General features: G+C 49.5%; 14 protein-coding genes. 5 read left to right on the forward strand and 9 right to left on the reverse strand.

Annotated elements, in window-relative coordinates:
- Window positions 1-3 precede the first annotated feature (3 nt).
- The 3 genes from AC1DUA_RS03550 to AC1DUA_RS03560 are packed head-to-tail and all read right to left on the reverse strand — an operon-like array spanning window position 4 to window position 1948.
- Window positions 4-687, reverse strand: coding sequence for a hypothetical protein (locus AC1DUA_RS03550; protein ID WP_477498410.1), 684 nt, complete (start codon window positions 685-687; stop codon window positions 4-6).
- The gene (locus AC1DUA_RS03555) at window positions 684-1580 is read right to left on the reverse strand and encodes an ABC transporter ATP-binding protein (RefSeq protein WP_477498411.1); all 897 of its coding nucleotides are present in this window, start codon (window positions 1578-1580) and stop codon (window positions 684-686) included. The genes AC1DUA_RS03550 and AC1DUA_RS03555 overlap by 4 nt, the downstream gene beginning before the upstream one ends.
- Window positions 1580-1948, reverse strand: a complete 369-nt coding sequence (locus tag AC1DUA_RS03560) for a GntR family transcriptional regulator (RefSeq protein ID WP_477498412.1) — start codon at window positions 1946-1948, stop codon at window positions 1580-1582. The genes AC1DUA_RS03555 and AC1DUA_RS03560 overlap by 1 nt, the downstream gene beginning before the upstream one ends.
- Before the next feature lie 226 nt (window positions 1949-2174).
- Here AC1DUA_RS03560 and AC1DUA_RS03565 point away from each other — a divergent pair, with 226 nt between their 5' ends.
- On the forward strand, window positions 2175-3161 hold the full coding sequence (locus tag AC1DUA_RS03565; RefSeq protein WP_477498424.1) for a metallophosphoesterase family protein: 987 nt from the start codon (window positions 2175-2177) through the stop codon (window positions 3159-3161).
- 56 nt (window positions 3162-3217) lie between these two features.
- On the opposite strand, the gene AC1DUA_RS03570 is transcribed toward AC1DUA_RS03565, so the two are convergent.
- From AC1DUA_RS03570 to AC1DUA_RS03580, 3 genes are all read right to left on the reverse strand, one after another.
- Entirely contained in the window at window positions 3218-4300 is a 1083-nt protein-coding gene (locus AC1DUA_RS03570; protein ID WP_477498413.1) for a hypothetical protein, read from the reverse strand.
- A gap of 1603 nt (window positions 4301-5903) precedes the next feature.
- A complete protein-coding gene (locus tag AC1DUA_RS03575; RefSeq protein WP_477498414.1) occupies window positions 5904-7427 on the reverse strand; it encodes a sensor histidine kinase in 1524 nt (507 codons plus the stop codon).
- Window positions 7424-8107 (reverse strand): response regulator transcription factor, encoded by a 684-nt coding sequence (locus AC1DUA_RS03580; protein WP_477498415.1) that lies wholly within the window; start codon window positions 8105-8107, stop codon window positions 7424-7426. Before AC1DUA_RS03580 ends, AC1DUA_RS03575 begins: the two co-directional genes overlap by 4 nt.
- Window positions 8108-8348: 241 nt before the next feature.
- Here AC1DUA_RS03580 and AC1DUA_RS03585 point away from each other — a divergent pair, with 241 nt between their 5' ends.
- The 3 genes from AC1DUA_RS03585 to AC1DUA_RS03595 all read left to right on the forward strand — a co-directional run bounded on the left by AC1DUA_RS03585 (window position 8349) and on the right by AC1DUA_RS03595 (window position 10916).
- A complete protein-coding gene (locus AC1DUA_RS03585) occupies window positions 8349-9230 on the forward strand; it encodes an FAD:protein FMN transferase (protein ID WP_477498416.1) in 882 nt (293 codons plus the stop codon).
- 157 nt (window positions 9231-9387) lie between these two features.
- Window positions 9388-10644, forward strand: a complete 1257-nt coding sequence (locus tag AC1DUA_RS03590; RefSeq protein ID WP_477498418.1) for a BaiN/RdsA family NAD(P)/FAD-dependent oxidoreductase — start codon at window positions 9388-9390, stop codon at window positions 10642-10644.
- A gap of 8 nt (window positions 10645-10652) precedes the next feature.
- On the forward strand, window positions 10653-10916 hold the full coding sequence (locus AC1DUA_RS03595; protein WP_477498419.1) for a hypothetical protein: 264 nt from the start codon (window positions 10653-10655) through the stop codon (window positions 10914-10916).
- Between the two features lie 84 nt (window positions 10917-11000).
- On the opposite strand, the gene AC1DUA_RS03600 is transcribed toward AC1DUA_RS03595, so the two are convergent.
- The 3 genes from AC1DUA_RS03600 to AC1DUA_RS03610 form a co-directional block, all read right to left on the reverse strand.
- On the reverse strand, window positions 11001-12356 hold the full coding sequence (locus AC1DUA_RS03600) for a dicarboxylate/amino acid:cation symporter (protein WP_477498420.1): 1356 nt from the start codon (window positions 12354-12356) through the stop codon (window positions 11001-11003).
- A 257-nt stretch (window positions 12357-12613) separates the two neighbouring features.
- Window positions 12614-13024, reverse strand: a complete 411-nt coding sequence (locus AC1DUA_RS03605) for a hypothetical protein (protein WP_477498421.1) — start codon at window positions 13022-13024, stop codon at window positions 12614-12616.
- 70 nt (window positions 13025-13094) lie between these two features.
- Complete coding sequence (locus AC1DUA_RS03610) at window positions 13095-14042, reverse strand: inositol monophosphatase family protein (RefSeq protein WP_477498422.1); 948 nt, start codon at window positions 14040-14042, stop codon at window positions 13095-13097.
- Between the two features lie 167 nt (window positions 14043-14209).
- Here AC1DUA_RS03610 and AC1DUA_RS03615 point away from each other — a divergent pair.
- Window positions 14210-14541: beta/alpha barrel domain-containing protein (locus tag AC1DUA_RS03615; RefSeq protein ID WP_477498423.1), on the forward strand; the 332-nt coding region annotated here is incomplete at its 3' end.

The raw sequence follows: 14541 nt of genomic DNA on the forward strand, positions 1-14541 counted from the left end.
CAATTAAGCCGCTGACCTGCGCAACAAGCCATATGCGGCTAATAAATAAACAGCAACTAAGGGCACCATCCACCAAAACAACTCCAGATAGTGATGACCAATCCATGAGAAGATGCTTCCCCACAGCCCGAACTGGGATAATAACATCGATCCTCCAGACCCTATCAGAAGCACTACAGCGAAGAAAATTATCATGCCCAGCGCTCCGAAACGTCTATGAATACTGGAGACAACAAAACCGAGAAAGTACATTTGCAGTAGGAGAATTAAATAAATACCGAAAACCGCGATGGGCGAAGTATCTCCCAAAAAAGCGATTTTGAAAATATGCAAACGAACCCCCCAGCCACCGGTGCTTTCTTCAATGAAAGACAAAATCATCAGCAGCGCCGCAGTACAGATACTGTAAAGGAAAGTCGTTAAAGCAGTTCCGACGAAGTAATCCTTTCTACGGATGCTGAGTCCCAAAGCAAATGGGAATGTGTCTTTGAGGGTCACAGCGCCTGAAACTAATGTGTAAACGAATATGGAAGCAAGCCCGCCTGTATTCATCGTCTCACCCTCGTTCAGGGATAGTGCAATGACAAAACTGATAACAAAGTTCAAGCCAAGAATCATCCATGGGACGATCAACCACGACATTTTATTCCGCATATGAAGCTTAATAACATTACTTACCCGATTCATACCCGCTCAGTCCCCTTCCCCACAAGTGGTGTACGTGTCAGATGTACTATGAGCTGCTGCAACGATACCGGTCCAAATTCCAGCCCCAGCGACTCCGCTTCTTTCCGTTCACGATCAGTTAAAGCACCTAGAATCGTAGCCGTTGCAGCAGCACCAATGTACTGACGTTCGAGCACTTCCTTGCCTTTTGAGAACGCGTCTATCGCCGTAGCCAACCCAGATACTATGCAAGCGCGGCCACGTAGCGCATCCGCATCTTCATCAAGAATCAGCTTACCGTTATCGATTACCAATATATGCTCAAGCAGACGGCTTACTTCGTCAATTAAATGTGTAGAAAGGATCACCGTTCGCGGAAACTCCGCATAATCCTCCAGCAAGCGGTCATAAAATAACGCTCTGGCCACGGCATCCAAACCTAAATATGGCTCATCAAATATCGTAAGCGGTGCGCGGCTAGCCAAACCAATCACAATGCCAACCGAGGAAAGCATCCCTCTGGACAACTTCTTCACTCTTCTTTTTAACGGTAGACGGAAATCTTCAATCAATGACTTGGCATACGCATCGTCCCAATCGGGATAAAGCGTTTTGGCAATCTCCATCACATCTGCGACACGATAGCCCTCCGGATATTTCTGACTTTCCTTAATGAAGCATATTTGATTCAGAACACGACTATTTTCATAGGGCTCTTCGCCAAATACCTTCAACTCACCGCTCGTAGCAAACTGCTGGGCTGAAAGGATATGCATGATCGTTGTTTTCCCGGCACCGTTTCTACCTAGCAACCCATAGATTTTATTCGCTTCTACCTTGAAGCTAACATGATCAATTGCCATTACGTTCCCATAGGACTTCGTCAGCCCGTTTACTTCCACGATGTGGGTCATCACACTTTCCCTCCTCTTCGCACCATTTCAGTTAGCTGTTCCACCGTAATGCCTAGCTTCTCAGCTTCTTTCACCATCGCCACGACATACTGTTCATAAAATAATTCTTTTCTCTTCTCCATCAGCTTCGTTCGCGCTCCCTCCGCTACAAACATGCCAATCCCGCGTTTCTTATACAAAATACCTTGGTCCACCAACAAGTTAACACCTTTCGCCGCGGTCGCCGGATTAATTTGATAAAAAGCTGCGAATTGATTCGTAGAAGGTACCTGCGATTCTTCCGGCATTCTTGCTTCAATAATGTCATCTTCAATCCGTTCCGCGATCTGTACAAAAATCGGGCGGCTATCGTCCATCGTCAAACTCATTTCCTCACCACCACACTGGTTAGTTACTCATGTAATTAACCATACAACCAAAGCACTTCATTGTCAACAGGCTTTGTGCATTTTGGGCACTCGTTCAAACATAAATCCCCTCCAAACTGGGAATACCACTAGAGCAAACCGTCATCCACTACGCCCATGAAAGGTAAATCAGACTATGATTTTATCTAAAATACGTCTAACTTTCGTCGCCCTGCTTCTCCTATCCATGCCGGTCAACGCCTATAGTGCAGAGTCAGGGATACAACAGAGGCAGCTCGTAAGCCTCCATGCCGATAACCAGAACAAAGAGGCTCCCTCTACACTACAGGAAGCCCCCTTGTTTTCCTTCTCCGTGCTTAGCGATACTCATATCTTGAACACGGATCAAGCGTCCCAGCTGCTGCTCAGCCGCGCACTGGCCGATCACCACAAGCTGCGCCCGGAGAGCAAGTTGCTCGTTCTCAACGGCGACCTGACGGGCGGAACAGAGGGCGACTATCGCAGCTTAATGGGGCTGCTCAGCAGCCAGCCGCATGCCCCTGTGCACGCGACCATGGGCAACCACGACTACTACGGCGTATGGCGTACGCCGGAGGGTGGCATGGATACATCGAAGATGAATCCAGCCTGGTCCAGCAAGCAAGCGGTCGCGTTATTCGACCGYGTGTGGGGCTACGATAAGCCGTATCACGAGCTTATCGTGGAGGGTTACCGCTTCCTCTTCCTTAGCGGGGAAGCGTATCGTGATGTGAACGCATCCAATAAGGAAAATGCGTTCCTCTCGGCCGAGCAGCTCGCCTGGCTGCGCGACAGGCTTACGGTCGCGGGCACGGCGGATGCCGGCAAGCCCGTGTTCGTGTTCCTCCATCAGCCGCTGCCGCAGACGCTGGATGGTACGGACCGGGAGCTGGGCGTCGTCCAGCACCAGGAGCTGCGGGCGCTGCTTGATGCGCACCCGAACGTCATTTTGTTCAGCGGGCATACCCACTGGAACCTGGAGACGACCAACCAAGTCAAGCAGCTGAAGTTTCTGGCCGCTTCCAGCGCCTCCATCCGCGAGGTATGGAGCGCTCAGAACGAACCGGAGACGATTGGCGTCAGCCAGAGTCTCATCGTGGACGTCTACAAGGACCGCGTGGTTATCATGCGTCGTGAGCATACGACGAAGCGCTGGATTGAGCCTTCCATCGCCAAAGGCTACGACGTCAAATAAAAAAAGCCGCACTCCTTCCCGTTGACACGGGCGTAGGAGTGCGGCTTTTTATTCGATTAGTTCGTCGCTGCTGGAGCTTGCGCTGCTTCATCTTTGGATGGCTTCCCTTTAGGGCCGAAGCCTTTTTGCTCGACTTGCTTTTTGATGCTATCGGTCATGCTGTCCTTGATTTTACTGATCAGATCATCTTCGGTGATACCTTTGGCAGAAGCCACTTCTGCAAGGGATTTCCCCGCTTCCAATTCGGTTCTCAGCTCTTCTTGGGTCATGCCCAGAATCTGTGTCACCGCTTCAGGGTTGCCGAAGAATCCGAGACCGAATCCGCCAGGACCGCGGTGATCGCCGCCTCTACCTTCAGGGCCGCCTTCAGGACGAGTGCTTTGCACTTGTTTCGTAATGCGGTCGGATAGGTCGGTAAGCATTTTGTCCGCTTGTTCCTGTGTCAGCTTACCAGCTGTAACTTCAGCGTTGACTGCTGTTGTTTCAGCAGCGACTAACTTCGCGATGAAGTCTGCTTCTGTTAGGCCTTTTTCAACTGCGAACGCTGATAACGTCTTGCCTGCCTTCAAAGCTTCTTGCACAGCGCTTGGCTCAACGCTAAGGATGGTTGCAGTTTGCTCAAGAAGTTTGTCGCCGCCATGCCCTTTGCCGCCTCGGTCACCACCTGGGAAGCCGCCTTTGAAGCCTGTTCCATCAATTTGTTTGGTTAATTGGTCAGAGAGACCAGTAACAATCTTGTCCGCTTGCTCTTGTGTTAATTTACGCGCCGTCACCTGAGCTGTAATCGATGTCGTCTCTGCTGCGACCAGTTTTTGCAAGAAGTCATCTTTCGTCAGGCCTTTCTCTTCTGCGAATGCAGCCAAAGTTTTGCCTGATTTCAGTGCCTCTTGCACAGCGCTTTCCTCAACACCCAGAATGGTTGCTGTTTCCTTCAGAACATTGCCGCCACGGAAGCCTCCGCGATCACCGAAGTCTCTTCCACCCTTGCCTTGACCTGCTTTATGAGTCATATCGTTCGCGGAAGTGCTTGTTGGTGTAGCTGCAAATGCTTGATTATGTAGGGCTCCAACAAAACCGACACCAAGTACAAAAGAAGCGATTAATGAACCTGCAAGAATTTTTCTGGAGATAGTTTTCATCGTTTGTTCCACCTTTTCTTTCAATTATTTTTGTTTGTTCCTTACAAAACCTAGTATAGATGCCTAACCTGAATTTGATCTGAGTATAAACTGAAGGTTGGTTGAGAGGTTTCTGAGAATTGGCTGAAAAAGGAAACTTTTTGCCTTGTGCTCATTTGGCGACAAGTGCAGGAATTGGCCTTTGGAGAACTACAGTTTTGCGTGGGTTCCGTGACCTCGCCAATCAAAGAGAACCAGGAGCGCTTGAGGGCAATTAACACCCTATAATTACGCAAAAAACTGAAATGAGCCTATTTGGCTCGCTTAAGACCCTATAGTTCTCTTTCAAGCGTGGGGGGCGGACGAGTCGGGAGGTTAGGCTACGAGTAGTGGGCGCTTGGGAGGGCTGACTGATGTGCTGCTATGGTGGGGTTCTTGGTACTTTGACTAGTTAGCTGCTTTTGGTGGGTTCATGGTGCTACGAACGCCGATCTCAGAGCGCTAACGGACTGAGGTAACTCTATTTGCTGATTTTGGGATAGGATTTTCATCTAACGGACTCACTAGCCGCTAATCGCCCTGAATCTGCTTAAAACAGCAACAAATCAATAGATAACGGCTCCTCAGTCCGATACATTCCAAATCCAGCTGAATTTGACCGAATAACGGCTTCTGAGTCCGTTAAAAGAGTGTCTACCGCCGGGGACGGGCGCGGTATGTGTTGTTGTCGTGTTTGTGATTGAGGGTTGCGGGGCTTGCGGACTGCAGATTACGAGGAGGGTGCTTGGCGGGGCTGGCTGATGGTGGGATTCATGGTACTTTGACTAGTTAGCTTACTATTGGTGGGATTCAGGTACTTTAACTAGTTAGCTGCTTTTGGTGGGTTCATGTACTTTGACTAGTTAGCTACTTTTGGTGGGATTCATGGTACTTTGACTAGTTAGCTACTTTTGGTGGGATTCATGGTACTTTGACTAGTTTGCTGCTTTTGGTGKGATTCAGGTACTTTAACTAGTTAGTTACTATTGGTGGGTTTCATTCTGAGCGCTAACGGACTGAGGTAACTCTATTTGCTGATTTTGGGATAGGATTTTCATCTAACGGACTCAGGAGCCGCTAATCGCCCTGAATCTGCTTAAAACAGCAATAAATCAATAGATAACGGCTCCTCAGTCCGTTAGATTCCAAATCCAGCTGGATTGGGTAGAATAACGGCTTCTGAGTCCGTTAAAAGAGTGTCTACCGCTGGGGGAGGGGGCGCGRCACATGTGGTTGTCGTGTTTGTGATTTTTGGGTTGTGGTTGTGGTCGGCGGTTGCGGCTAGGGTCGGCGGTTGCGGTCGCGACTTCGGTCACGGTCTGCGTTGCGATTGCGGCTGCACTTGTGGTTGCGATTGCATTCTGCGTTGCGATTCCACTTGCGGTCTGCGTTGCACTTGCGATTTCGCTTGCGAATGCATTCTGCATTACGCTCACGTTCTGCATTGTGACCGCGATCACGGTCACAACTGCACCCCAGAGCTTGCGCTCACGCCCGGCGCAAGGCTCAGCCTCCCCATACCCTCTCACCTCCCCCAAAAACACAAAAAAACCTACCCCGGCATCACGCCGAGATAGGTACATCTTCATTTCACCGCAGGAAGAATCACTTTAAAGGTGGTTCCCTCTCCCACGACACTATGCACTTCGATCAATCCACCATGGAGCTGAACAATCGAATGAGTGATAGATAAGCCCAGACCGGCGCCGCCGCTACGTCTTGCACGCGAGGTATCGATGCGGTAAAACCGGTCAAACAGATGAGGAAGATGCTCGGGCCCAATCCCCTCTCCGTTATCATGGATCGCAATTTCCACGCCAGTTGGCGTTTGCGCCAGCGTAAGCCCGACTTGCCCGGTCAACGGGTGCGTATGCTGAACGGCATTGTGGAACAGGTTAAGCACAACCTGCTTGATTTTATCCGGATCATACAGACATCGGGTCTGAGGCGCCAGGTGGAAGCTAACTTTCCTGTCTCCTGCAAGAAGACGAAGCTGAGGCTCCATCTCATGCAGCATCTCATCAAGCACTCCTTCCGTCTTCTGAAAAGAGGGAGAACGATCAAGCCGCGCCAGCAGAAGGAGATCCTCGACAAGCTTATTAATTCTCACGGACTCGCCGTGCATGCTTTTCAATGCTTTCAGCAATGGCTCTGGCTGTTGATACGCTCCGCGAAGCAACACCTCCAGGAAGCCGTGTATGGACGTGAGCGGTGTGCGAAGCTCATGGGAAGCATCTGCCGCAAAACGGCGCATCTGCTCTTTCGCTTCCTTTTCCGCCTCAAAAGAAACCTCTAACCGTTCTAGCATCCCATTAAATGAGGCGGCCAGACGATCCATTTCCACCTGTCCTTGATGTGCGGGGAACCGTTCGTTGAGATTACCTGCATCAATCTGCTTGACTGTATCCACCATGTTGGAGAGCGGAACCAACGTTCGGCGTAAGACAGGAAGGAAGCCCAGGAGACCAATCACCATCGCTAACAAAGATAGAAAAATAAAAGTAAGCAGCTGCTGCACCAAGACATCCCGAATCGGTGCAACGCTGATGCTGGCTTGAATAATGCCCTGAAAGCTCGGCCCGCCGGGACCCCCCCGGGATCGTTCAGGCTCTCCGCCAATCTGATGAAAAACCACTAGCTGATCATTACCGCTTTCATCTTTGATGATGCGGTGCTCCAGCTTCATTTTTTTCTTTGCCAGGAGACTGAGGTATTCCTCTTGGCTTAGCTTTGGCGTTGGCTGCCCAAAAGGTGAGGAGATCAGCTTATAATTTCCTTTGTCATCAATAAAAGCAATTGATAATTCCGATACGAAAATTCGCTCCTGCTCACCCGTAAAACCAGGTCGGTTATCGCGGTTTGAGGGAAACACAGGATTTTGCCCGTCTCCAGCTCCCAAACCCAAACGAAGCATATTCGGGGGCAGCGCAGCAAGCTGATTGCGGATTGTCTCCGCTTTATTTTGATACATGAACCGCTGCATAACTACATACTGAAACACACCAATAAGCAGCAGCAACACAGACAGCACCAGTAAGGTTCTAGAAAGCAGTTGAAATTTCAGGGAGCCCGTCACAAAAAGATCGGCAAAGCGGCCCTTCCTTTTCATGTCAAATCCATCCGGTAGCCGGCCCCGCGAATCGTTCGAATCAGCTTATGTTCCTTATCGTTCAGCTTATCGCGCAGCGACCGAATGTACACCTCCACGATGTTTTCTTCGCCGCCAAAATCATAACCCCAAACTTTATCGAGAATCATCGATTTACTAAGCACAAGCCCATGATTAATCGCCATAAATTTGAGCAGCTCATACTCGGTTGGGGATAACTCCAGCACTTTGTCATGCAGGCTAATCTCCTTGCGCCGGTCATCCATGCGAAGCGGTCCAATCACAACCTCACCGAACAAGTTTGGAAAATGATTGCGTATCCGCGCATAAATGCGGGCAAGCAGCTCTTCAAAGCTGAACGGTTTGATCATATAATCGTCCGCGCCGATGGTAAGTCCTTTAACCCGGTCATCGATTTCATCCTTGGCTGTCAGCATGATGACGGCGACATTTTCCGTCTTTTTGATCATACGACAGACTTCGAATCCATCCATTCCCGGCATCATCACATCCAAAATCGCGATATGCGGCTGAAATTTATTGCAAGTCGTGATGGCGGAAAGCCCATCCGTTGCGGTCATAACCTCGAAGCCTTCATTCGTCAGGCCTAATTCTAAAAATTCCAAAATATGAGGCTCGTCATCTACGAGCAGAATTTTGATTCCTTTTAACTGGCGCATGGGTTGTTCCTCCCGGGTTCGATTCGATATAGACATTTTCTATAGTCAGTATCCCATATCCTGCCTAAAAGCAACCTGAGCAAAAGCTGAAAGGTTGCTGAATACTTTTGACACCAGACCCCCAATCCGCATGAATCTGAACTTTTCAGTAATTTTTCAGCTAACTATCAATTGAATCTCAGGTAACACTTCTATAATTAAACCATCAACGTAAGGACACCAAAGAAAAGAGGAAACACTTATGGAGCCATTAGCCCCCTTCTTCCATTCGTTTCATTTCCAATCGCTCAGATCTGAGATCGAATTATTGCTCCGCTGTGACGATCAAGAGCGTTCGCTCATTACTAAATTAACTGATGATTGGTTTCGCAATGTCGACAAGCGTTTCAGCCCCGCTCTTGCTGACAGTGAAATCTCTCTACTAAATACATTGGCCGGGGAAAATTGTATGGTTTCTAATACGATGCTAGAGGTACTATTTTTAGCTGAAATGTACCAAGCTGTAACCGATGGCTATTACAATCCGCTCCATGCGAAAGGTGTGCAGGCCGCGGCCCTTTTGGAATGGGAAGTAGATCCCTCAATGAAATCGATTAAGCTACCACACAACGCCAACATTCATTTGAGAGGACTGGAACAGGGCTGGGCGGTGAAACGATTTGCTGAGTATATGCAGAAAAATCTTTCCTTGGAACAAGGCCTAATCCTTGCGGGAGGAGAGATCACCGTTTGGGGACGAAGCACGCGGGGGGTAGATCCTTGGATTATCGGTATTCAAAATCCCTGGCACGCCAACGCCAAACTAGGCGCTATCGCTTTACCCGAGGGCTCCCTTTCTACGTACAGTCAATTCGAAGATCCGGATGCAGGCTCCGCTCATGATGTCGTGCAGTGCACGGTTGCCGGTCTAGATCTTGTAGAATGCCAAGTTTGGGCTAGGACGCTTGCGAAACTTGGTGTTGATGAAGGGCTAGCGCTGCTGGCTAAGCGCACCTCCGTATGTGAAGCGGTCGTGATCACCGCCGAACAGGAGCTTCACTATTTCGGGAAAAAAGCCTCGCTCCATCGAAGATGGCTGGATATGCGAATCGACCATTATCACTTCCAGGATCGGGTATCTTAAGTAGTTGGAACCTTTATCCACAAACTTGCGCACATTATCCACATATTCCAGATGATTTACCCACAAAGATGATTATTTTATTCACAAGTTATCCACAGGTTGTTAGTAAGAACGAAAACATGATACAATTTTTCAAAAATGAACTAGAGGTAACGGTATGAAGTATGATGTCATTGTCATCGGTGGAGGCTCGGCTGGCCTCATGGCCAGTATTGCCGCAAGCCGTCAAGGCGCGAAGGTTCTCCTTCTCGACAAAGGGGATAAGCTCGGCCGCAAACTTGGCATCTCCGGGGGCGGCAGGTGCAACGTAACGAATAACAAAGAAATGGATGAGCTTATTCAGCATATCCCGGGCAACGGGCGCTTCCTATATAGTGCTTTGACGCAGTTCGGCAACAAGCACATTATTGATTTTTTTGAGAGTCTCGGTATCCGTCTAAAAGAGGAGGATAACGGACGTATGTTTCCCGTCAGCGACAAGGCCAAAACCGTCGTAGACGCGTTGGTCGGCCAAGTTCGCAAGCAGGGCGTGGAGATCCGGACGAACAGTCCGGTCAAAAGGGTCCTGTTCCAGGACGGCAGCGTCCAAGGCGTCCAGCTCCACTCCGGCGAGAAGATGGACAGCCGTGCTGTCATCATCGCCTCGGGCGGATGCTCCGTTCCGCATACCGGCTCCACGGGAGACGGTTATGCGTGGGCTGAGGCGGGCGGGCATACGATCACGCAGCTTTTTCCGACCGAGGTGCCGCTAACCTCGAAGGAGGCTTGGATCCGCAGCCGCGAGCTGCAGGGGCTTTCTCTGCGGGACGTGACACTTTCCGTGTGGAACGCCAAAGGTAAAGCTGTCATCTCCCACCGCGGGGACATGCTGTTCACGCACTTCGGGCTTTCAGGCCCAATTGCCCTGCGCTGCAGCCAGTTCGTCGTCAAGGAACTAGCCAAAACCGAGCGCAGGGAAGTGCTGCTCACCGTAGATCTCTTCCCTGATCTGAGCATGGATGAGCTGTACAGAGAAAGCATGGCACTCACGAAAGCTGATGCCAAGAAAGCAATCAAAAACGTGCTGAAGCCTCTCCTCTCCGAGCGTCTCATTCCTATGCTGCTGGAGCGATCCGGTCTGGACGATCAGCTTACGCACGACAATATTCCGAAGCAGAAATGGCTCGATATGTGCAAGCTCATGAAGGCTTTTCCCGTGCACATACACGGGACGCTTTCCATTGAAGAAGCCTTCGTCACAGGCGGCGGCGTGCATCTCAAAGAAGTCGACCCCAGCACGATGGAGTCGAAGTTAGTGAATGGACTTTACTTCTGCGGAGAAGTCCTTGATATTCACGGCTATACAGGCGGTTATAACATCACCGCTGCTTTCTCTACTGGCTTTATGGCCGGCCAAAGCGCCGCACAGCAGTAGGTGCTTGTGTGCCGATCCGGCATGAGGACGCACGTAAGCTACCACTACGCTTATCAATAACGCCGATTACTCCTGCTATTTTCCGCTATTGCTCCACTTTTGCAGCAGTAACTGGCATTTCTACCGCTAATATTGGCATATCTAGCTGGTTTCGGGTAGCCGTCGGCAATTTAGCTGGAGCTTCTACCGCTATTTCGCTCCCTGCCACTCAGCAGCGCAGATTAACGGTAATTAACGCAGTTAATTACCATATCAAGCCATACCCGAAATAACGGGAAGCCCCTTCCCCGTTCATACATCCAACTAAAAAGGACCCGCATCCCATGGATGCAGGTCCTTCATCTTTTCACATAAGATTAAGCTGTTGCCGCTTCGAGGTCATCTTCCTCGTCACGATCAAATGATGCGCGGTCGAATTCGCCCTCGGACTCAGCTACAAGCAACGCTGTAACTGTTGTACCTGTTGCGTTAACTGCTGTACGACCCATGTCGATCAGCGCCTCAACACCAAGCACAAGACCCATACCTTCCAAAGGCAAACCAAGAGCTGTCAATACAACTGTCGTCGAAATCGCAGCAGGTCCCGGAACACCGGCTACACCAATGGAGGAAATGACGCTTACTAAGATAAGGATGAAATAGTCAGATCCGCTAAGCGGAAGATTGTAAACCTTGGCTACGAAAATCGCTACAACCGCTGGCCACACACCACCGCAACCGTTGAAGTTCATTGTAGCGCCAAGTGGTGCTACGAAGCTGGCAATACGCGGTGAAATGCGTAGACGCTTCGTGATAACTTCCAAGTTCACTGGCAGTGTCGCATAGCTGCTCCGTGTTGTAAATGCTACAGCGATCGTCGGATACGCTTTTTTGAAAAACTTAATAGGGTTAACTTTTGCTACCAGAAGGACTAAACCACCGAAAATCAATACGAAGTGAATGATAAGTGCTACATAAGAAGTTAAGATAATTTTGGCAAGTGGAGCAAGGGTATCTAGGCCATATTTCGCCGCCATACCAGCGATCAATGCATACACACCATAAGGTGTCAGACGAATAACATACTTAACTACTTGGTGAATCACAGCGGTTGCTGATGTAATAAACGATTTAACAGCTGCTACGCTCTCTGGCTTCTTGGAACCAACGTGTACAATGGCTACAGCCACGAAGATTGCGAAGATCAGAACGGGTACAACCTTACCAGTTGCCATATCATTAATCGGGTTGGACGGTACCAAGTCCAGAATAACTTGAGAGAACGTCGGAATTTCTTTTGCTTTAAAATCTTTCGGTACAGCCTGTGCAATCCCATTCCCCGGATCGAATGCCAGCGCAATAAGTAAACCAATCACGGATGCGATCCCTGTTGTCAGCAAAAACCAGCCGATCGTTTTCAAACCTAATTTACGAAGCTGACCTAGACTGGATAAAGAGGAAATACTGTTAATAACTAAGATAAGGACCAGAGGCATAACGAGCATTTTGATCAAGTTAACATAAATGGTTCCGATCGTGCTTACACTCTTGAACTCCAAATGCAATTGGTTAAACGCTACACCGGCTACTAGACCAAGACCTAACCCGATGAAAACGCGGTTACCGAAGCTTACTCTTTTTCTCCCCAAGAAAACGAGCAAACCAATAATTAATATTGATACGACTAAGCTGACCCAGTTCGATGACAATGCGGTGACTAGGTTATTTTTCACTAGAACCATCTCCTTAATTCCTACGATCTTACTTGGTTTAATGGAATTAGAATATGACATTAGAAGTTACATGTCAATGGTTAATTTAAAAAAACATAAAAAAACCGAACTTTACGCTCGTAAACACGAGGTAAAATGCGGTTTTTTTGCACAATATTTAGGAAATAACGAACGAAATTTACATTATATGACTAAATGGGACTGCCCCTTCTACTTTACTGCTGACTCACGATCCAGCGCGACATGACAAACTCGTCTCAGATCCGAATGCCGGCGCTGAAGTGATTATAGTCGTCAGAGGACGGGTCAAAAGCCGCCTCTTCCTCGCTCGGCACGGCATCAGTATCTCCCGATGATGAGGCGTAGTTGTCAGGCCAATCCTCATTCACGGTGTGAGCCGGGATGCGGATGGAGCCCTCCAGATCATACGCCATAGCGAAGGTATCCGGCTCGGACTGCGTAGGCTGCCGTTCCACTAGGCGGCCACCGTGTGACTGCGCGATTTCGAGCGCTGAGGTCATTTCCTGGTCGTCGAGATGGATGTGCAGCGTCGTCCGTTCTCCTTCCAGCAGCTCCGGCTTGTAGCCAAGCTCCTCCAGTGTATCCAGTGCAAGCAGCGCATCCCGCTCCTTCTCAAAACCAAAAAAGATAGGAACAAAGTTCTTCATCGCATAGCATCCTTTCTTCCTCCAAATGAAAAGTCTGCCATTAGCTTCTGCAACTTGTTCCCTGGCTATTCTACTTCATCGCTTCCTGCACGATTTGGAGCAGCTCCGCATGGTATTCTGGCACTGCGGCAACGATATAAGCCGCTCTCCCGTGCCCAGATCCAGCTCCACTAAGCCCAACTTGACCATTTGCATTTCCCTCCGTACTTGCCTTTGTACTCGCCCCTGTACTCGTGTCCGTACTTGCCTCCGTACCTGCCCCCATACTCTCCCCGGCAACAGCCTCCATGCCGCCCAGCAGCGCAAGCGGATTACCGTCAAAATCCGTCACCTTCACGCCCGCCTCCTGGGCTAACAGCAATCCCGCGTACAAATCCTCCCCTTCGGAGTTGTACAGGACAATGCCATGCAGGTCTCCTCTGGCAAGCATCGCCCAAGTCAAAGACGGCGCCCACATGCGCAGCACTCTTTTCACCGAATGCTCGAGATGATGCCGGAGCCCTAGCGCCCCCTGATCATTTTTGCCCACAGCATGGCCTTGAATCCATGAAATGGTGGATTTGACGAGCGCTCCGCTGGGCTTCGCCGCAAGCTTCCTGCCATCCTGCCAAGCGCCTTCCCCTTGCAAGGCAGCATAATTAAGCCCGAGCGCCGAATCATGGATCACGCCGAGGACAATCCGGCCCCGATAGCTTAATGAAATGGAAACTCCGTAAAGTGGTATCCCTAGTGCGAAATTATTCGTTCCATCCAAGGGATCAACGTGCCAGACCCATTCGCTCGCCACACCGCCTTCACCAGCTTCTTCACTATAGATACGATGGGTTGGAAATACCGCCATGATCTCATCAACAATGAGGCGATCCGCTTTCACATCAACCTCGGTCACCAAATCACCACGCTCATCCTTATGCTGAATCTTCAAGTTACTGCCAAAGTGCTCTCTGGCCAACTCTCCGGCTCTGGACGCTGCTTTCACTGCAACTTCTCTCGCTAATGTCCACTCGTTACGATTCATGTCCCTAGCCCCTTTGTACTAACATTCGTTGATGCAACCATTTTACCATATGATCCCTACGAAAGTTGTCCTATGTGAAGCCTCCTACATTGACAAGCTACCTCTTAATAAGTGATAATATAGCAAAATCTTAAGCGATATGAGCAGTCGAAAGGGGCATTACGAGCATGGTAAAGCATCATCAACACAAGATTTTGGATTGTACGATTCGGGACGGCGGTTTGGTGAACGATTGGGATTTTAGCGTGGAGTTTGTCCAAGACATGTATCGCGGCTTAAGTGCAGCCGGCGTAGAGTATATGGAGATTGGCTACAAGAACTCGGAGAAACTGCTGAAAGGCGGAGCATCCGGTCCATGGAGATTTTTGAATGAGACTTTCCTACGTGATGTCATTACTAAAAAGACAGATACTAAGCTATCTGCACTCGTAGATATCGGCCGTGTCGATGAGAAAGACATTTTACCCCGTGAAGACAGCTTACTTGATCTGATCCGTGT

Source organism: Paenibacillus sp. 01T422 (genome assembly GCF_056398785.1).